The organism is Paracerasibacillus soli (assembly GCF_042432965.1).
GTDB classification, from domain to species: Bacteria; Bacillota; Bacilli; order Bacillales; family Amphibacillaceae; genus Paracerasibacillus; species Paracerasibacillus soli.
In genome coordinates this window covers 29,479-49,288 of the sequence record NZ_JBHLWL010000061.1, presented here as the reverse complement: position 1 = coordinate 49,288, position 19,810 = coordinate 29,479, and the positions used below count along the sequence as shown (strand labels likewise).

The 19,810-nt window shown below is 36.4% G+C and carries 20 protein-coding genes; 11 read left to right on the top strand and 9 right to left on the bottom strand.

The features are described 5' to 3' along the window. Window positions 1-43 precede the first annotated feature (43 nt). Window positions 44-976 carry an IS3 family transposase gene (locus tag ACFFIS_RS14755; protein WP_390188263.1) on the bottom strand — a complete coding sequence of 311 codons (933 nt, stop codon included), beginning with the start codon at window positions 974-976 and terminating at the stop codon, window positions 44-46. Next, a complete protein-coding gene (locus ACFFIS_RS14750; RefSeq protein WP_390188152.1) occupies window positions 877-1,443 on the bottom strand; it encodes a helix-turn-helix domain-containing protein in 567 nt (188 codons plus the stop codon). The genes ACFFIS_RS14755 and ACFFIS_RS14750 overlap by 100 nt, the downstream gene beginning before the upstream one ends. Window positions 1,444-1,620: 177 nt before the next feature. Between ACFFIS_RS14750 and ACFFIS_RS14745 the strand changes: the two genes are divergently transcribed. Next, the gene (locus tag ACFFIS_RS14745) at window positions 1,621-2,190 is read left to right on the top strand and encodes a DUF6434 domain-containing protein (RefSeq protein WP_390188151.1); all 570 of its coding nucleotides are present in this window, start codon (window positions 1,621-1,623) and stop codon (window positions 2,188-2,190) included. A gap of 187 nt (window positions 2,191-2,377) precedes the next feature. On the opposite strand, the gene ACFFIS_RS14740 is transcribed toward ACFFIS_RS14745, so the two are convergent. After that, complete coding sequence (locus ACFFIS_RS14740) at window positions 2,378-2,602, bottom strand: hexameric tyrosine-coordinated heme protein (RefSeq protein WP_320381154.1); 225 nt, start codon at window positions 2,600-2,602, stop codon at window positions 2,378-2,380. Window positions 2,603-2,827: 225 nt separating this feature from the next. Here ACFFIS_RS14740 and ACFFIS_RS14735 point away from each other — a divergent pair, with 225 nt between their 5' ends. Genes ACFFIS_RS14735 through ACFFIS_RS14725 form a run of 3 tightly spaced genes read left to right on the top strand, consistent with a single transcriptional unit; the run spans window position 2,828 to window position 5,907 of the window. Continuing rightward, a complete protein-coding gene (locus ACFFIS_RS14735; RefSeq protein ID WP_390188149.1) occupies window positions 2,828-3,409 on the top strand; it encodes an RNA polymerase sigma factor in 582 nt (193 codons plus the stop codon). Next, the gene (locus ACFFIS_RS14730) at window positions 3,369-3,698 is read left to right on the top strand and encodes a hypothetical protein (protein ID WP_320381155.1); all 330 of its coding nucleotides are present in this window, start codon (window positions 3,369-3,371) and stop codon (window positions 3,696-3,698) included. Before ACFFIS_RS14735 ends, ACFFIS_RS14730 begins: the two co-directional genes overlap by 41 nt. Continuing rightward, the gene (locus ACFFIS_RS14725; protein ID WP_390188147.1) at window positions 3,688-5,907 is read left to right on the top strand and encodes a hypothetical protein; all 2,220 of its coding nucleotides are present in this window, start codon (window positions 3,688-3,690) and stop codon (window positions 5,905-5,907) included. Before ACFFIS_RS14730 ends, ACFFIS_RS14725 begins: the two co-directional genes overlap by 11 nt. A gap of 74 nt (window positions 5,908-5,981) precedes the next feature. Here ACFFIS_RS14725 and ACFFIS_RS14720 read toward each other — a convergent pair whose 3' ends face one another. Together ACFFIS_RS14720 and ACFFIS_RS14715 are read right to left on the bottom strand one after the other, a co-directional pair. After that, entirely contained in the window at window positions 5,982-7,121 is a 1,140-nt protein-coding gene (locus tag ACFFIS_RS14720; RefSeq protein WP_390188145.1) for a conserved virulence factor C family protein, read from the bottom strand. 123 nt (window positions 7,122-7,244) lie between these two features. Further along, on the bottom strand, window positions 7,245-8,387 hold the full coding sequence (locus ACFFIS_RS14715; protein ID WP_390188143.1) for a hypothetical protein: 1,143 nt from the start codon (window positions 8,385-8,387) through the stop codon (window positions 7,245-7,247). 181 nt (window positions 8,388-8,568) lie between these two features. Here ACFFIS_RS14715 and cypC point away from each other — a divergent pair, with 181 nt between their 5' ends. Together cypC and ACFFIS_RS14705 are read left to right on the top strand one after the other, a co-directional pair. Next, window positions 8,569-9,828 (top strand): CYP152 family fatty-acid peroxygenase CypC, encoded by a 1,260-nt coding sequence (gene cypC, locus ACFFIS_RS14710; RefSeq protein ID WP_390188142.1) that lies wholly within the window; start codon window positions 8,569-8,571, stop codon window positions 9,826-9,828. A 143-nt stretch (window positions 9,829-9,971) separates the two neighbouring features. Beyond that, complete coding sequence (locus ACFFIS_RS14705; protein WP_320381164.1) at window positions 9,972-11,384, top strand: LysM peptidoglycan-binding domain-containing protein; 1,413 nt, start codon at window positions 9,972-9,974, stop codon at window positions 11,382-11,384. Window positions 11,385-11,587: 203 nt separating this feature from the next. Here ACFFIS_RS14705 and ACFFIS_RS14700 read toward each other — a convergent pair whose 3' ends face one another. The 3 genes from ACFFIS_RS14700 to ACFFIS_RS14690 all read right to left on the bottom strand — a co-directional run bounded on the left by ACFFIS_RS14700 (window position 11,588) and on the right by ACFFIS_RS14690 (window position 14,396). Then, window positions 11,588-12,967 carry an aspartate aminotransferase family protein gene (locus tag ACFFIS_RS14700; protein WP_390188141.1) on the bottom strand — a complete coding sequence of 460 codons (1,380 nt, stop codon included), beginning with the start codon at window positions 12,965-12,967 and terminating at the stop codon, window positions 11,588-11,590. 101 nt (window positions 12,968-13,068) lie between these two features. Further along, complete coding sequence (locus tag ACFFIS_RS14695; protein WP_320381166.1) at window positions 13,069-13,938, bottom strand: MurR/RpiR family transcriptional regulator; 870 nt, start codon at window positions 13,936-13,938, stop codon at window positions 13,069-13,071. Between the two features lie 2 nt (window positions 13,939-13,940). After that, window positions 13,941-14,396 (bottom strand): YaiI/YqxD family protein, encoded by a 456-nt coding sequence (locus ACFFIS_RS14690; RefSeq protein WP_320381167.1) that lies wholly within the window; start codon window positions 14,394-14,396, stop codon window positions 13,941-13,943. 188 nt (window positions 14,397-14,584) lie between these two features. Between ACFFIS_RS14690 and ACFFIS_RS14685 the strand changes: the two genes are divergently transcribed. The 5 genes from ACFFIS_RS14685 (at window position 14,585) to ACFFIS_RS14665 (ending at window position 18,052) form a co-directional block, all read left to right on the top strand. Further along, window positions 14,585-14,962: a GntR family transcriptional regulator gene (locus tag ACFFIS_RS14685; protein WP_390188140.1), complete on the top strand. Its 378-nt coding sequence runs from the start codon at window positions 14,585-14,587 to the stop codon at window positions 14,960-14,962. A gap of 6 nt (window positions 14,963-14,968) precedes the next feature. Then, window positions 14,969-15,871: an ATP-binding cassette domain-containing protein gene (locus ACFFIS_RS14680; protein ID WP_390188139.1), complete on the top strand. Its 903-nt coding sequence runs from the start codon at window positions 14,969-14,971 to the stop codon at window positions 15,869-15,871. After that, on the top strand, window positions 15,852-16,592 hold the full coding sequence (locus tag ACFFIS_RS14675; RefSeq protein WP_320381175.1) for a hypothetical protein: 741 nt from the start codon (window positions 15,852-15,854) through the stop codon (window positions 16,590-16,592). Before ACFFIS_RS14680 ends, ACFFIS_RS14675 begins: the two co-directional genes overlap by 20 nt. Further along, window positions 16,593-17,339, top strand: coding sequence for a hypothetical protein (locus ACFFIS_RS14670; RefSeq protein ID WP_320381176.1), 747 nt, complete (start codon window positions 16,593-16,595; stop codon window positions 17,337-17,339). It abuts the gene before it with no gap. A gap of 287 nt (window positions 17,340-17,626) precedes the next feature. Then, the gene (locus ACFFIS_RS14665; RefSeq protein ID WP_390188138.1) at window positions 17,627-18,052 is read left to right on the top strand and encodes a YndM family protein; all 426 of its coding nucleotides are present in this window, start codon (window positions 17,627-17,629) and stop codon (window positions 18,050-18,052) included. A 141-nt stretch (window positions 18,053-18,193) separates the two neighbouring features. Here the strand turns inward: ACFFIS_RS14665 and ACFFIS_RS14660 are convergent, their stop codons facing one another. Beyond that, complete coding sequence (locus ACFFIS_RS14660) at window positions 18,194-19,462, bottom strand: ATP-binding protein (RefSeq protein WP_320381178.1); 1,269 nt, start codon at window positions 19,460-19,462, stop codon at window positions 18,194-18,196. Window positions 19,463-19,810: the final 348 nt, after the last annotated feature.

Sequence of the window (19,810 nt, the reverse complement as noted above, 5' to 3'; positions counted from 1 at the left end):
AAAAGTGAGACATCAGAATGATGTGACCCTCATAAGTTGGAGTTTATATTAAGCAGCTAATTGGCTGATGTGTAGACGATATTGTATCGGACTCATACCAGCCAGTTTTTGCTTTTATTCGTTTGTTATTATAGTAATTGATATATCTTTCAATTTTGGCTTTTAGTTCTTCAAATGAACATTGTGCTTCTCCATGATACATCTCTTGTTTTAGTAAACCAAAAAAGTTTTCCATTGGTGAATTATCTAAACAGTTTCCTTTTCTTGACATGCTTTGAAAAACCTTATTATTTTTAAGTGTCTTTACCCATTTTTTATGTTGGTAATGCCATCCTTGGTCAGAGTGGATAGTGGTTCTATACTTTGTATCTTTTACTATTTCAATAGCTTCCTTCAAGGGGCCCATCGCAAGTTCTAAATTTGGGCGCTTACTTATCCCAAATGAAATAATTTCTCCATTAAACATATCTAAAATCGGATTTAAATATAATTTAATTCCATCAGAACATTTAAATTCCGTGATATCTGTTGTTAATTTTTGATGAGGCACATTTGTTTGAAAGCGGCGGCTTATACGGTTTTTCGCAACCTTCCCAACTGAGCCTTTATAAGAACTGTATTTACGTGTTTTTCTCCAGAATTTATTCCCTTTAAGTCCGAGTTTCCTCATAAGACGCTGAACCTTCTTATGATTCACTTTATGACCCTGATTTCTCAATTCTAGACAAATACGACGGTAGCCATAATTTCCGTTATTTTCATTGAATATGGATTGGATAAGCTCTTCTAGTGTCTGATCTGGGTTCGCTTTTCTCATCATTTTTATATGATAATGATAGGAAGATTCAGGAATACCCACTACGCATAAAACATCTTTTAATTTGAATGCTTCTTTGAGTTCGAATGATAACGCTGCTTGTGCTTTTCGAGATAGCCTTCCGGATCCATCTGAAAAGCTCGCAACTTTTTTAGATATTCTACTTCTAAACGTAAGAGTTCATTTTCTCTTTCTAATTTTTGTTGGTATGTTATTTCATTTTCTTTTCCTTTTTTGTTTTGTTTATTCTTTGATGTATCTGGCATAGTAGACCATCCTTTCGATCCATTCAGAGCTCCAGCACCACCCTCACGAAAAGCTTTCTTCCATGAAGATATTATAGTGGTATTTTTCAATCCAAAGTGAAGGGCTGTTTCCATCTCTGAAGAACCAGTTCTCTCTATAAATTTTAATACATCAAGTTTCAATTGAACAGAATAAGTTTCGTTATGCTTCTTACTTTTAAGTCCTTCCACACCATACTTCTCATATAATTTAATCCATCTATCCACCTGTGATTTTGATTGTATACCATGCTTCTTAGCTAAACGTCTAACCCCTAGGCTACCTTCTTGATACTCTTTTACTACCTTTAACTTTAAACTGTCACTGTATTTCTTGACCAAAATAAACACCCCAAAAGTTAATTATTTTCACTCTAACTATTGGGGTGCACTACATTCTCGTGTGTCATTATCACCCATAACATGGTGAAGATATTTCGAACTTACATATTTTTATCGGCTTCGTTATGCTAAAATTCTAATTAATAGTTAAATTAACGATATATGGAGGTGTTATCCATGAGGCCTACATTAACAAAAGAGATAAGCGTGCAAAGATTCCAAGACTTCTATTGGTTAAAAGAAGAATTACAATCATTTTGTAGGGGAAATGGCATAAGCGCTACAGGATCTAAAATAGAGATTACGGAGAGAATTGAAACGTTTCTACGAACGGGAGAGATCATAAAACCCATTAGAAAAACAAGAATGAATAAAAAGGCGGAGCCACAAGGAGAATTAAGTCTTGATACAATCATTACGGAAAACCACCGATGTAGTCAACGTGTGCGAGCATTTTTTAAGACAGTAATCCCAAATTTTCACTTTTCTACCTACATTCAAAACTATATTAAAAGTAATGTTGGGAAAACATATCGTGATGTAGTAAATGCTTGGTATGAGGAGGAGATAAGAAAGAAGAATCCATTTTATAAGACGGAGATTGCACCACAATTTGAATACAATCAATTTATCCGGGACTTTTTTGCAGACCCGAAAAATAAAGGTAAAAGTCGTGACGAGGCAATTGCAGCTTGGAATATTGTCAAGAAATTGCCGGGAAGCAATAAATATAAAGCAGTCAAATAGGAACAATAAGATTTTCTGGATTAAATGATACGCTTACTCGAATTATCCAATGAAAGAGCAAGCTGAATATGGTGTGTATCATATTCGGCCTTGTTTATATTCATTACGAGTATAAGGCTGCGATTGTGAGACGGTTCTTTTTCTATGAGTGAAACAAAAGAACCGTCCCGCTGTTTCATACTATTTATTATTGCCAATAATTATTTGCTGCAGCAACTGTTTGATAATGTATGGCAACAACTTGTGACGCTAACGTAAGGCTATCCGCATCTTCTTCATATTTCGGCCTTAGTTTTTCTCTAACATCAGCAGATGGTTGCGTATAACCGATAGCCTTCCTAGCTAATAAAATGGCTAGTTCGTATCCCTCCTGTGGTGTTTTAGTTTTTAAACTTGGTAGCCAATCGCTCATCTTTTCATTCTCCTTTTCTCAATTTCTGTTAAGCTAATATTATATTTAGCAAATAATATTTTTTTAATCATATTTTGCAAAAGAATTTACAGTATACATGAGCAAATCATCAATATCAATTTGAAACAAGAGAACCGTCCCTATGTTTCATCCACGTTTTGTATGCAACTTTTTTAACGTGGGAGGCATCTATAGTGTAGGGGTAGTAAAAGGAGGGGGTCGTATTTGCATCTTGTCAGCAGGTTAAGAGAAAAAGAGGAAGAAGCACTCATACAATTAATGAATGTATATGGCGACTATTTATTACGAACGGCTGTGTTGTTAGTTAATGATCATCAGACAGCCGAGGAATTGGTGCAGGACACGTTTATTATAGCGTTTGAAAAAATAAATCAACTAGAAGATGTAACGAAAATGAAAGGTTGGTTAACCGCAATTATAATTAATGCTTGTCGCGCTAAAATGAGGAAGTGGAGTTGGAAAAACATTTTTCCCCGTATGGATATTGTGAATCATGCTGAAAAAGGTGATAGTACAGATGATCCAGAGGAAATTGTTTTACAGCTTTTTCAACATCAACATTTAAGTGAATTGATTCAGCAATTAGATTATAAATACCGTGAAGTGATTACGTTATTTTACTTCAACGATATGAAAATCAACGACATTTCCAAGCAAATAAAAATAAATGAAAACACAGTGAAATCTAGACTAACACGAGGTAGAGTATTATTAAAAGCTTTGTTGGAAAAGGGGGAAGTTAACTATGAGCGAACAGAGCAGAAAAATAAACAAACAGCTCCATGAAGAATTAAGAAATATAAAGTTTACAAAACAGGAAAAAGTACTCCAGCGAACCCATCCAACAACATTTAAACATAAATTAATCTCATTATGGAATAAGGAAATTGAAATCTCATTTTTGCCAATCGTTGCAGTTTGCTTATTATCGCTAGTGTTAATTGGAACAAAAGATATGATAGATAAAAATCCTGAACAGATGAATCGTGATAAACAACATGGATTAATAGAAATTGGAGGGTATGTATACTGGAAAGATACGCTTGAAAAAAGAGGGGTGCAATATGAAAATTAAATTAAAAGTAAAGCATCTCATTACAATAATTGTCAGTATGGTTCTATTGGTACCATTATTTACATTTATAATCAACCCACAATTGAACTTCTATTTAGCAAAGAAGGGACTCGATAAAGGAAATGTAGCGGCTAAAACTAAAGTGCTTGAAGGACTTGAAACAGATAGGTTAGGTGACTTTCAAAAGTGGGAGACAATTCAACGATACATGCTTGAAGGTTTAGGGAAGGGTAATTATGATATTTTAATAGGACCAACATTTACACAATATTCCCAGGATTCAGATATGCCATTTACGTTGGACGAAAAACTTCCATACATAAAAAAGTATATTGAAGAAGGTCCTGTAGATCGTTATTTATTAACTGCGACTAGACAACTAGTGTCTTATTATCTTGCAAATGGGAATATAGAAAAGGCAGACGAAGTAATGTTTCGTGCGATTGAACGTGCAAAGAAGTCTTATATGTACGAGGAGTTCCAGATGGAACAAGCACAAATGAAAATAAATCAGAAGAAATTTGCTGAGGCAGCTGATTTACTCGAACAATTCAGTGAAAGAAATCTGAACAATGATTATTTTGGAGTCCAAATTGCCCAAAAGCAGGCTGAACTTTTGCTGCGTGAAGGGAAATTAAAAGAAGCATATAATAAAGTCCAACAAACACTTCGGCAATATGAAGAAAAGGTGGAGAGAGGAGATTCTAATATTTCCTCGGCAAATTCATATGTCTATGAACACTTGACTAACATGGAAAAAGGCTTACAAAAAGTGGTTTCAAGTGGAGAGAAAGCTTTAAGGACAATTCATGGGAAATTAGTTCGAAGTGATGGCACACCACTTCGAAATGTTGGTGTTTTTTTACAGGATGCGAATGCAGTGAATTTAGGTGTGAGGGAATTTGAACCATACTACCACATAACGAATAAAAATGGCGAATTTCGTTTTGACGGTGTTATTCCGGGTAGTTATCAAATTATTCTAGCCCTTGCATTTGATCAAATAGATGGCTGGACTTGGCCAGTTAATATGGACGATTGGATTGATGTAACTGAAAATACAGATATTACTTATAATATTACCTTGGAAAAACTGATAGATATTCAATCTCCAGTAAATCAAGAAGAAATTACGGATAAGTCTATTCATTTTTCATGGGATAAAGTAGAGGGAGCGGCATATTATGAGCTTTCCTTAGGTATCGATGTAGATGGGGGATCGATGAGTTCGGTGTTTCAGTCACATATTACAGACCATGAAATAACCATTCCTGTTGAGAAACTATATGGCCAGCGATTTGGTGTTGTGTTTTCCGGGGATGAGGAAACAATAGACCCAAAGTCTTTGTTAGCATTTGCGAATCCTGACAATCGTTTCTCTTGGTCTGTTCAGGCATATCGTAAAAACGGGGAACTTATTACTAAAAGTGATGGTTATCGTCTAAATGAAAATACAATTGGTAATTTGCCGTTTTTCTATTTAAAACAGCGTGAATTAACGAAAGCAGATCGACTCTTGCTTGATAAAAAGTTAGATAAGGCCTTGGCAGCTTATAAAGAAAGTGTAAGGCAAGACTCGAACGATATGCATAGTTTACGTATGATTCCACGGTTACTAGGTTTTAATGAGATAGAAGACAGTTTTCGTTGGAATGAGGAAGCCCTTCCGTATTTGCAGGCCCTAGCAGAAAAGACAAATAATACCCAAGATTTATATGAACTTATTGATTATTATTATGAGCAACAAGAGTGGGAGGCTTTTCATTCCTGGTTTGATCGCTATAAAAAGGCAGTCCGCGGGAACTTGAACGAATATGAATGGAGTATCTACGGTGCTGCTCTTATGAAACAAGGGAAGTTAACTGAAGCAAGAGATATTTTTGAAGAGGTGATGGAACGAGATAATAGTCATCGCTTTGTCGGGGCATGGTTAGCAGTACAATTGTATTTAAGTGATTCGTATAAACGTCCACTTGAAATTGCTGAAAAATATCCAGAAAGAAAAGTTGGTGAGTCCTTTTCAGATTGGTTGTCATTGGTCACTAATTTAAAAGAAGAAAGTACCGGGCAGACAGCCTATCACGAGCACCTACAAGACGTATTGGATTTATTTTTTGAAAGTAAAGAACAGGAACTTGAAAACTGGTTAAAAACAACAAATTATCGGGCGATGAAACAATTTATTCTTGCATTGCAAAAAGTTGACTGATAGACATGTATGAAACAAGAGGACGGTTCTTGTGCTTCAAACGAAGCGCGAGAACCGTCCCAACGTTGCACCATTTATCCTTTTTTCACGGCTTCTGTCATTTGGCTCCATATGGATCCTTCTGCTTCTTTTCCGCCTTCAATTCTGGCAAGTGCCATTTTTACTTGCATACGGACTTCAAATTCAGGGTCATCCATTGCTTTCCTTAATGCTGAAATCGCTGTCTCATCACCAACTTCATATAAAAACATTGCAGCACGCCAGCGGACAATTCTGCTTTTATCTGACAATGTTTGAATCATTTCTGGAATGGCTTCTTTAAAACCTAAATCCGAAAGACAGTCACCTGCTGTTCGGCGTACAGTTACTGCTTTATCTCTTAATGCTTTATACAAATATGGCAATACTTCTGGTTCCTCAATCATGCCGAGATAGGCTGTTGCTAGTCGCCTTAAAGAAGAACGTTCGTCATCTAGTGCCTTATCAAGTACAGGTAGATCTGCCAAGGTCGGATCCATTCGATCTAGAGCGGCATAACGGACTTTCCAATCTGGATGATCTAACATTTCAAGTGTTACTTTCTTGCCACTTCTCTTTTCTGATAATGTCGCATCACCTGTTTTTGCTAGTTCAACCAGTTCTGTCAATCTCTCTTCATCGTAACTAGCGGATAGCTCATCAACAATAACCGCGCCAATTTCTTCTAGCTTACCGTAGCGTGGGCTCTGCTCGACCCATTTTCTTTCAGCTAACATATTGTCTGTTGCAAGGGATGCCTCCATTACTGCGTTCATAAATCGCTCTGGTAAGCCGAAACGCTGTTCTATATCCCCTTCGTTCAATTTTACTTGAACGGGGATGTTACGAAACATTTGGATGAATACTTGAATTTCACCAAAGTGATCTGTCATGACAGACGTGGGATTTTCATGAACATGATTCGTAAAACTTTCTGCTGTACCAAGTACATTCCGAACCTCGGGTAAAATTTCCTCCCAAGGAGTCCGTGCATGTCGCTCCAAGGCAATAAAATCTAAAACGTGATAAATTCCTTTTACTCCATTTATTTTAAATAAATCCTGAATATATGTAGGGGCTCCGGTTAAGTCATCTTCTAATTTATAGTTCTCTGTTTGATGTTGAGGTAATGTTTCATCTAAATTAATCTTCATCGAAACAGGGCTTGGAGTTGGTTCTATTGAAACAATTTTCACTTTCCATTCCTCCTCGATTATATTATGTCTTATTCTAGCAAATCTGATCGAGGAAGCCAATTCGTGCGTGTTATGTCATGATGATATAAGACTAGCCATGACAATAATTCATAACTAGATTGCTTAATAAAATTCTTCATCCTCAATCGATAAGTGATAAAGATTTTCTAAAATTGTGGTTCGCAATTCTACAAGTTCCTCATATTCATAGAAAAATTTGATCTTTTGATATTTCATCTCTGGCTGTGCTCCTATACTACTATGTGAGTGGACAAAGAAAGCGAACGTATCCGCGATGTCTTCTGGTGGAGAGGTTCCTTGGTAGCTATTAAAGAAGCGCTCTTCATGTGTAAAGAAAAATTCCTCATATTCCTTTTGATTATCCCAGTCAATTTTTTGATATTGTTCATAGATATCAGCCCAAAAACGTTGAAAGTACTGAAATAAATAACTATCTTCATAGGAACAACGCCCATTATGGTAATAAGTTTTGCAACTCTCCTTATCTTGTTTTAATTGTTCTTCACTGGGTTCTTCTTCTAGGAAAAGCTCCTCATTTATTTTAGTTTGCGTTTCGTTTAACGTAAAAATATGTCCATATTCATGTAAAAAGGAGTAGCGGAGATAAGGTTTATAACTGAGAAGTTGATGTGAAAATAATAAAGTCATAGCTTCCACTTCATCTTCTTTTACTCCTACTGCAAGTACAAGATCATCACCAGTGTCGGTCCAATAGATATATTTTAAGTGTTCACGATATTCCTTTGGGATTAAATTTGAAAAGATATGCCAGTATTCATCGACTATTTTTTTACCACGATCGTGATTGGAATTGTTGTGAGGATACGGATCATCATACTTATGAAAGTAATCCGTTTCTTGGAGTTCGCTTAACTGATCATCTTCATCAATTTCAACATAAAAGACATCGTGCCAATGGCTCTGTTCACGTTGAAAAGGGAAATAAAATTCAACCTTTTCTTCATTTAGATACCAAACGAGATGTTTTTCAAAAACTTCTTGAAAGCAGTCCCCCCTTTCAATGATTTCATCAATAGTGAGACATTGCTTCCCATCATATTCATATTTACCAAATGGTCCTGTTGGGATGATTGGCTTAGAATCGGTTATTTCTGTTTCATTGTCTGAGGTAGATGTATGGTCAGAAGTTATGACATCCTTTTTATTCCTAACTTCTATCATGTGAAAAATAAAAAAGGCTAAAAGGATAAAACCAATCAATATCATTAGTATCCTTTTAATCACTGTTTACCACCTTTCACTTTATGTGTTGTTAAACATATACGCATCATAGATGAAAAGGATTCATACTTTTTTATTTGTCGTTCAGATGTAGGGGAAAATAAGTAGAAGATGAATAGGTACACATATCATGTAGAGTCTAAAGGAGATGGATAAAGTAAAAAAGGATATAGGTGGTTAAAAGATGGTATACCGTGAACAAATACCAATTGATAAAGGAATCGACAATAGTTTAAAGCTTTTAATGGAAGGTTACCAATACATACCTAAACGTAGAAGAAAGTTTAATTCGGATATATTTGAAACACGCATTTTAGGAGGCCAAAGGACAGTTTGTATGGCTGGTGCAGATGCTGCTGAAATCTTTTATGATAATGAAAAGTTTAACAGACATGGCGTAGCCCCGAAGCGAATTCGTGAGACAATTTTTGGAGAAAAATCTGTACAAACATTAGATGGCTGCAAACACGTACATCGCAAAAAACTACTTATGAAGTTCATGTCGTCTGAAAACTTACAAAGGATAGTAAAGATAGTGGCGAATGAGTGGACACATGCGATGGTTATATGGCAGCAACAGGACGATGTCGTTTTATTTGAGGAGATGAAGAAATTACTGACGATAGCAGCTTGTGAATGGGCGGGGGTTCCGTTAGCCAAGCATGAAGTAAATATGCGCTCCCAACAATTAGCCTCATTGTTTAAATCCGCTGCTGCTGTGGGACCACGACATTGGCGAGGTCGGCGCTCACGAAATCAACTGGAAATGTGGCTTGTAACAATGGTTGAACAGATTCGCAATCATCAACTAATCGTAGATGAAGAAAAACCATTATATCATATTGTTTGGCATAAGGATTTGGACGGAAACCTACTCAATCCAAGGGTCGCTGCTGTAGAAGTAATCAATTTACTACGCCCGATTGTGGCAATTAGTGTGTATATAACCTTTAGTGCACATGCTTTATACCATTTTCCAAGAGAAGAGGAGAATGTGAGTAGTGGAGAAGAAGGTTATATGGAACTATTTGTTCAGGAAGTGAGAAGATTTTATCCATTCTTCCCATATGCAGTTGCCCGAGTACGAGAGGATTTTTTATGGAGTGGACACGATTTCAAAAAAGGGAATTTAGTTTTACTTGATATTTATGGAACAAATCGTCATCCTGATTTATGGTTACGACCTAATGAGTTTGATCCAAGCCGATTTGAAAATTGGCAAGGAGGATTATTTGATCTCATCCCACAAGGAGGAGGTAATTTTATAAAGGATCATCGCTGTCCTGGTGAATGGTTGACGATTGAAGTAATGAAAGTTAGTTTAAACATGCTTGTTAATAAAATGGATTACAAAGTGCCGAAGCAAAACTTACAGTACAGTTTGGTCAAAATACCAAGTATTCCAAAGAGTGGGTTTATCATGCGTCATGTAAGAAAGAAATAGGATTCACTTGTGGAATTAGACCCCGGTGCTAATTTATTCAAAATGAAACAGGAGAACCGTCCCCATTATTCACTCGTGATGCACCGGGACAATCGTCTAATGAATAGCATACTGTGTAGATAATGAATATTGGGGGAAGTAGTATGCAAATTCATGTAGTAAAACGTGGTGAGGTATTATGGAGGATTGCGCAACAATATGGGGCTGATTTCAATCAGGTTGTGTTAGCAAATGATATCCGTGACCCGAATGTACTTGTAGTTGGACAATCGCTTATCATTCCAAATCCCAATCGTGAATATGTTGTGCAGGCTGGAGATCAATTGTGGCAAATTGCGAGTAGATACGGTGTAACAGTTGAGGAACTTGCTAGGGTTAACAATATAACGAGTCCTGCGCTACTATTTGTCGGGGATGTATTAATCATTCCATCTGTTACACACGTTGTGCAAGCTGGTGAAACATTATGGCAAATTGCCCGGCAATATGATGTGGATGTAAATCGAATTATACAAGCGAACCATTTAGTAAATCCTTCACAACTTACAATTGGTCAACATTTGCACATCCCGCTTGTGTCTAGACCAGTTAAAGAAGTGAATGCGTACACAACACAAATTAATCAGGCTGGAGCAGCGGAAGTTACCGCATTGGGTAGGAACTTTACGTATTTATCTTTGTTTATGCATGCGGTAAGAGAAGACGGTACAGTTACGGCCTTACAAGATGCACCTGTACTAGAGGCAGCAAAAGCCCAAGATGTAGCACCACTTTTTGTCATTACAAACTTTAAGGAAAATAACTTTAGTTCAGATTTAGCTGCAACAATTTTAAGAAATCCAGCATTGCAAGAAAAGCTATTAACGAATATTGTAAATAAAATGCAAGAAAAAGGATATCGTGGGTTAAATATTGACTTTGAATATGTATATCCAGAAGACCGGGAAAATTATAATGCATTTCTACGCCGTGTTGTTGCAAAGTTAAGGCCATTAGGATTTAGTGTTTCAACGGCACTTGCACCAAAGGAATCAGCTGACCAAAAAGGACTTCTTTATGAAGCGCATGATTATCCAGTTCATGGGGAACTTGTAGATTTTGTCATCCTCATGACGTATGAGTGGGGATGGGCAGGTGGCCAACCGTGGGCAATCGCGCCAATCAATAAGGTGCGTGATGTGCTTGATTATGCGGTAACTGCAATCCCGTCAGAGAAGATCATGATGGGTGCACCGCTTTATGGTCGTGATTGGAAAATCCCATGGCAACAAGGTACAATTGCGCGAACAGTCGGACCTCAGGAGGCTGTTAATTTAGCAGCAGAGCATCAAGTTGCAATTGAATATAATGATACGTATCAATCTCCATTTTTTAGATATACAGATTCAAGTGGGCAACGTCACGAAGTATGGTTTGAAGATGCACGTAGTATGCAAGCAAAATATGATCTTGTAAAAGAATACGGGCTTCGTGGTGTAAGTTTTTGGGTGTTAGGAAGTCCATTCCCACAAAATTGGCCAATATTGCAGCATAATTTTAAAGTGAGGAAAAAGTAAAAAACCAAATAAAAAGATGCCTTGTTTAAAGTTAATAACATAAGGCATCTTTTTATTTGGCATACATTTAGTAAATGGTACGCTTCTGGGCAATAGTAGTATTGAACGAATCATTACTTTTCACAAATTTAGTTGCTGTAGAACCCCATTTCAGAATATGGAGGAGAATAACACTTACTCCTAGCTTCATAGAACTATTCACATTATCCGCCCGACGATAATACTTTTTTAATTGCCTTTTCATGGGCTTCTACCGTTTTATCAATGTCTTGTTGCGTATGTGAAATGGACATGGAATAACGGTTGCCTGGCTTTATATAGATGCCCTGATGTAGTAATTCCATATCTATCTTCATTCTTAAATCATGATTAGTTCCCCATAAATCACGATAATTTCTAATAGGATTTTTAGAAAATATGAGATTAAATATACTACCCATTCCGCATGTGTGCATTGGAATCTGGTAAGTGGTATATAATTTTTCCAAGGCGGTTCTAAGATGATTTGTCTTAGCAAATAAAACCTCCATGACGCCATTTTCCTCAAGTAACGAAATAGTTGCTAACCCAGCTGCAAGGACAACTGGATGCCCGTTATAAGTGCCACTATGAAAGACAACATCTGTTTTCTTCCGACTAGATTGACCGAAAGAAAAGACATCACTTTCATCTGTTGGCGCACATAACATCATCATTTCTTTAGATCCTCCTAAAGCCCCAATTGGATAACCGCCACCTAAGACCTTTCCGAGTGCTGTTAGATCTGGCTTCACACCGTAAACACTTTGGGCTCCACCAAGATGAACACGAAACCCTGTCTTTACTTCATCAAAAATTAATACAATATTTAATTCTTCGGTGATTTCCCGGAGTCCTTCGATAAATTCCTGCTCTGCACGGATAAATCCTCCTTGCACAGGTTCTATAATAACAGCGGCCAATTCTGATGCGTATTTTCGAAGAAGGTTTTTCGTTGATTGTAAATCATTAAAAGGTAAAACAAGCGTTTGTTTGAGTTCGTGCTCTGGAATGCCACTCGATTCTGGGAGTGCTATTGGTTCATATTTACTTCCAGCATCATCTAGTTCAGGATTCACACTTACAAGTACATGATTGAATCCACCATGATAATGCCCCTCGAATTTGCCAATTTTATCTTTACCCGTATAGGCACGAGCTAAACGTATTGCTAAGAGAGTGGCTTCTAATCCCGAATTTGTATAGCGAACCATATCAATGCCTGGATATAAATCTACTAATTTCTTTGCCAAAGTTAATTCAAGCTCGTGTGGTGTACCAAAAACGGTTGTTCCGGTTTGGTCTAATTGCTCCTTTACTGCATTAGTTACAGCTTGGTGGCCGTGTCCCGTTATAAGAGCTCCGTAACATAATAAATAGTCAATATATTCCTGTCCATCTACGTCTATTAATTTGCTACCTTTTGCACATTTCATAAAAATGGGATGCGGAGAAAAATGCTTAATATTTGCTGTAACTCCTCCAGGTATCCATTCTTTGGCTTGCTGGAATAATTGAAAGGATTGAACTTTTGATCCTTGCGCATAAGAAATATGAGATGGCATTATTTTTATCTCCCCTTTGTGTTACTTATCATTACTTACAGTATATGCAGGGGGGGAAATAAATGCAATAAATATTTCAAATTAAACCTAAAATGTAGCGTTTATTTCACGGGGTTATTATTTTTATAAAATACGCCGTATTCATCCCATACGTGCTCTAATTTCTCAAGTCGTTTGTTAATCGCATCTTGTTGTTGATGTCCAATGTACGCAATAAGTGCATTAATAAGGCTTAAAGGAGCGACAAAGGAATCAAAAAAGGAAGGCATTTTACTTGATGCGATTAAAGATACAGTTGCATATTGTGTAATCGGGGATAGTAAACTATCTGTAATCGCAATGACTTTAACATCGCGCTTTTTAGCATGTGAGACGATATCTATCGTTCTTTTCGTATAGCGGGCAAAACTAATTCCTATTATGACATCTTCATGTGAGACTTGATACATCTGCTCAAAGGCCAGTTCACTAGAATCGATTAATTTACTTTTACCAGTAATTATTTCTAAATAATATTGTAAAAATACACCTAAAGATACGGCGCTTCTATTAGCAATGATATAGACATTTTTAGCGTTCATGATAAGCTGGGCTGCTTTTTTCATATCTGCTACAGCCAAGGTCTCCATTGTTGCTTGAATATTGGCCATATCATCTTCAAAAACTTCGTAAATACTTTTCTCCGCCTCACTATATACTGAACGAGACATTTGCAACCGTTCAACCGTATTTAATTGCTTTTCTACGGAATCGTACATTGCTTGTTGAAATTCATTATAGCCCGAAAAGCCAAGAAACGTAGCAAAACGAACAATAGTTGCTTCGCTTACTTTTGAAAGCTTTGCTAACTTCCCAACTGTAAGAAATGGGGCAGAGTGTTGGTTTTCTAATATGTAAGAGGCAATTTTTGTTTGGGCCTTGCTCATGCGTGGAACTTGTTCTCCAATATGTTGAAACACATTTTGTCCCATTTTTAGTTCACCCCGTTTTGACTTAAAATCGTTTGTCTGAGCAAATTTTCAAATTTAATCCGATTTTCATCTGTAAAAGGTTTTGGACCTTTTGTGCGCTTACCAGCCCTGCGTGCCATTGCACTTGCATGACGTGTTTGTAACAGTCGATCAATATTTTCATTTGTATAAGCAAAACCAACATGATGAAGCACGGCACAACCTTTTGCTAAACCCAAGGAGGCGAGTCCATAATCTTGTGTAATGATGAGGTCCCCCTCTTTTGCTAGTTGCACAATGCGATAGTCTGCAGCATCAGCTCCTGTATCGACATAAATTGTTTCAACACCAGCTATATCTTCATCATGGGAAAAATGACTAAAGCTTTTAACAAGCTTGACAGGAACTTTATATACTTTTGCAACGTTAATTACAATATCTTTCACCGGACAAGCATCAGCATCTACTAGTATATTCAAAAGAAATTCTCCTTTACAAAACGGTTCTCTCTCTATCTAATCGGAAGAGATTTTTTTTGTCAAATTTATTTCCTGAAAGTTTTAAAGAAAAAATATGGTAAATATTTTGTTGACAATTATATATATATTATATATAGTACATTACAACAGTAATGCACTATATCACATGATGTGGGGGAGGTGCCGGATTGAAGCTAGATGTGGATAGTATCAAACCAATTTATATACAGATAGCAGAATGGATTGAAAATAAAATTTTAGAAGGAACCTTTCAACAAGACGAAAAGGTTTTTTCGCAGTATCAATTAGCGGAGAAGTTTAATATTAACCCAGCGACAGCAGCAAAAGGACTGCATATGCTTTCAGAGGAGGACATTTTGTATACGAAACGGGGTCTCGGTAAGTTTGTAAAAGAAGGAGCAAAGGAGCGGATTCGAGATAAACGAATTAATGAAACGTTAGTTGGTTTAATTCACGATTTGGTGAAAGAGGCACGCTATTTAAATGTAAGTGATCAACAATTAATGAACATGATTAAATCTGCAAGTAATCAAGAGGGGGAGTAGGTAAGGATGGACGTTATATCATGTACGCAAGTTTCGAAATCTTATGCGAATCAACACGCATTGAATCAGTTAACATTTTCTATAAAAGAAGATACTATAACAGGTTTGATTGGTCGAAATGGTGCTGGAAAGACAACGTTATTAAAAACCCTTGCAGGTTATATTCATGCAACAATGGGGGATGTCCAAGTATTTTCTAAAAATCCATTTAATAGCTTACTCGTTTCAGCAAATTTGGTTTATGTTGATGATCAAATGAGTTTTCAATCGTCTTTAACATTAAAAGAACTGCTACATCAAGGTGAGGTTTTTTATGAAAATTGGGATATGGATTTTGCGATGCGATTGTTTAAATATTTTTCCTTTCATCCAGATGACATACATGAGAATTTATCGAAAGGGAAAAAAAGTACATTTAATATGATCTTTGGCGTAGCTTCCCGTTGTCCACTTACGATTTTTGATGAACCGACAACAGGAATGGACGCTGCGGTAAGGAAGGACTTTTATCGTGTGCTATTACGTGATTATATCGCCTATCCACGAACGATAATTATTTCGAGCCATTATCTAGATGAAATAGAAAATCTACTTGAAAATGTTTTATTGCTAGAGCAAGGAAAGAAAATACTTCATATGCCTGTTGATGAACTAAAAGAGTATGCAATTGAAGTAAGCGGGAATCGTGCACATGTTACACAATGGGCTAATGGATTAGAAATCATTACTGAAACCGGCATCGAAGAGGATAGTATGACGATTGTTGTGCAGAACAATTTAAAAAAAGAAAAACGGATACAGGGAGAGAAACTTGGATTTGAACTAAAACCTGTAGCTCCGAGTAACTTGTGTCTTTACTTGACAGATAAGGCGAGGGGAGGAATTGATGATGTCCTTAACTACCGTTAATTTCTTTGAAGTTGTGAAAAAACAGTATGTATTTAAGATGAAGTCTTATCGAAGTTTATTCACTTCATTAATCATCACACAGCTTATCGGTATTTTATTTTCGATGGGCGGTGGGGGCTCGATGGGTATTGGTGGTGGAGATTTTTACGTAAATATTTCCTTTTTGTCTGCTGATATTGTCATTGCCTTTACAATGCTAGCTGTCTTTACATATGGTATTCAATTAACGACAAAGGCATACAGGTATGATGATTTTACATTTGTAACAAATCGAATGAGTGCATGTATAGCGAATATCTTTTTCCTTTTAAGTATGAGTGTATTTGGAGCAATTACTGCAATATTATCCGGAAATTTAATCAAAGTCATTGCGTATTTTATGGAGGATTCAGTAGTTGATATACGTTCATCTATTACAATCATGCAATATGTATTTGGTGTAGTTAGTACGATTCTTTTAATCTTTTTATTTAGTACCTTTGGCTATTTTATTGGCGCTATGGTACAACGCCATAAATTATTTATGTTTGTAATTCCAACAGTAATTATTGGGGTAATAGTATTTTTTTCAAAATGGGAAATCCAGTTAGTCGTTGAATTTGGAAAGTTCTTCTTCCAGGAAACATTGTTTAGTTTGTTCGTATTAAAAGTGGGGGTTACAAGTTTACTTTTATTTGCAGTATCTTTCTGGGCGATGAATCGACTGGAGGTGCGAGAATAGATGTCAGATATTTTTATCCAACTGCTATATTTATTCATCATCTTAAGTATTATCATTGGAATAGTAATACTATTCACAGGTAAAATCTTAAAACTAAAAAAGTTACGTCATAAAAATATTGGAATTATTACTTATGTTGCGATATTACTTATTGCCACGATTATTACCCCGTTTTTGCCGGAGAAATTGCACAATAATCAAATAAAAGTAATGAAAGAGCCAATCTCGAATTCTGAAATGAGTTTATACGAGCTTGCTCACAAAGGGAACTTTTCTACAGTAGCTGAAAAATATTTAATAAAATCATGGAGCTTTCCAATCAGTAATGAACGCGTAAAGTTAACTTTTAGTGGGGATTCATATATTAATTATGATATTGGGATAAGTAAAACAGATAAAGTGGAAGTAAGATATTATCGTACACCAATTATAATAAATGGTCACATAGAAGTTTCGATTTCGGAAGATGTGTCTATCTCTCATGTATTAATGAAAGATAATAACCTACAGATCCAAAATCCAAATGAACAGACTATTTCAATTGTGGGAATGACTAATGAGTTTCCTTTTACACCGTATAGTTTTAAAGAAACATTAGATAAAGAGGGAGTAACGGAGGAATTTACGGTTGACGACGATGATACAAGTTTTTTAGGGGGGACATCTGTAAGTGGCGGAGACAGTCTAATGTACATTTTAGTTCCTAAAAATGTCTCAATTGATTTGGATGAAGAGGAATTTGAATGAGACTTAAGATAATCTACTAAATAAACGCTTGCTAGCTGTTGAACTGCACCCTAATTGTTGGACACAATCTAACATTAGAGGTGCTTTATATATGCATGGACATATAACAGCTTAGAGTAAGGTATCTGTGACATTCTTAAACTTTCCAGTATGAATGTACGGAAATTGTTTGGCACATACGCACAGAAATTTTTAATCAATAAAATAAAATAGACCATCCCTCTCGGGCATAATTTCCGTTAATCGCCAAATACTAAAACAAATGCTATATCGAAAGGGCGATTGAAATGGATCATTTGAAAATACTTGGTATTAAATTTGCGGCAATTTTTATTACAGTTCTATCATTATTTGGGATCTTTAATCATGCATCGCTAATGAGTTTATTTTGGATGGGGGTTATTACGACCGTTGTATCCTACCTTATTGGTGATATGATCATTTTAAGAAGGTTTGGTAATATTGCAGCAACAATTGCGGACTTCGGCCTCGTTTTTCTCACATTATGGTTCTTATCAGCAACGTTTATTGGGACAGCACATCATATTTTACCGATATCTTTTTTATCAGCTTTCTTTATTACTTGTGTGGAGATGTTTGTACATGGGTATATTCGTAACCACCTTTCAGAAACGGAACGCAACGACCGCGGTACATTCAGTCAATTCCAGACAGAACTTGGGGAGGAACATGATGTTGAAGAAGAAAAGTGATTTATTTCATTGAAAAATAGGGTTGGGACAATAAGGGTCTGACCCCCCTCGTCAACTACTATGACCAGTAAAAAACTAATTGTTTCATACTAAATGTAGTAGTTGAGGGGTCTGACACTTTGGTTTTGTCCCTGTACCATCTTAAAATCCTACACGACCGATGTTCTCTTCATCCAAATCCCAATCTTGTTTCTTTGTCTTTCGCTGATTTTCAAGTAAATCATCCACAATTTTCTCAATTTGAATTTCCTGATCATAATGCCATTGTAAGGCAATGGACATGTATACTTCATTTAATTGAGAGATAGATAAGCCCTTCGTCTTTTTCACTAATAACTCCATTTGATTCATGTCTAGAAACTTTTCTAATCCTTTATTGTGTAAATAGCTTTTACGTAAATCATCATTTGGCTGCTTAATTTCATATGCACGGTCAAAACGCCCTGCACGGTTAATTAAGGCAGGATCAATTTTTTCAGGATAGTTTGTTGTTCCAATTAAAAAGATACCTTCTTTTGAAGTTGCTCCATCTAGTGCATTTAAAAACGCAGAACGAGCATAGTCAGGCATGGATTCGATATCTTCAATAACGAGAACCATAGGTGCCATTTTTGTTACAGTAGAAAATACTTCTTGAATGGAATAACTAGATGTATTTTCGGTTATTTGCCAATAGACAGTAGGTGCGGCAACACTGCCTGCAATTGATTTCACTAATGTTGTTTTGCCATTTCCTGGGCTACCATATAATAAAATCCCACGTTTATACGGGATATCATATTCTCTAAAAAATGCTCCACTTTTTAAGAAGAACTCATCAATGGAGCGGAATATATCTGTTTTGATGTTTTCTTCCAATAATACATCTTCACGGTGAATTTGTTGTGTGATTTTTTCACGAGTTTTTATTAATCCATCATCCGTGTCTGTAAAGACTGAAATCCCCTTTAACATCGCTTGACGTTGTTTTTCTAATAAATAGTTCAAAAATTTTAATAGGCTTTGGTCGTCACTTGCAAATAAGAAATTTTCCTCGAAATCTTCATGGCTTTGATAGATTGGCATCTTTACTAATGCGACGTCAAACTTTGGAAAATAAAAGATATTATTTTCAATTGATGGTTGGACCGTATAGTTTTCCACGACTGTATAACGAAATGTTGCGACACTGACATTATCATAAATACTACATATATGTACGATATCGGAGTCGTTTTGCATGATCATCTGTTCAGCAGCTTCAAATACTTGGTCCATCTCCATGTCCGATTGATAGAGTTTGAAATGCAAACCGGTTTGTTCTTGTAATATGTTTTTAACTTTTTGTACAGCTGTTGCATAATCATTATAATGTGGATTTGCTTCTTTGTTTAAATGGTGTGATTGAAAAATAGCTTGTTTTTGTTTCATAAAAGTACCTCTTTACTTTAGTATTAGAAAGTGTTTTTGAAAATACATTGTTTCATAACAATAGAACCAAACTGTCTCGTAACGTGCTAGGTTGTTTTCCGCTACGGACCGTTGCTTTCCGCGGGCAACGCTTCAACTTCCGACGTACAGGAAGTACTAGTGCAGGTGTTGCAACAGGACGTTGCGAAATTAACCTGCCTTGCCCCAACACTGGGGTATGCCGACGTTGGCCGCAAAGGCCTTATTTAGTCGGCCCTCCTTAAATTTTTTCCTGTGGGGTTTCCGACGCACAGGACGTGCTAGCGCAGGCGTTACCACAGGACGTGGTGAACTTAGCCCTGCGTTCAC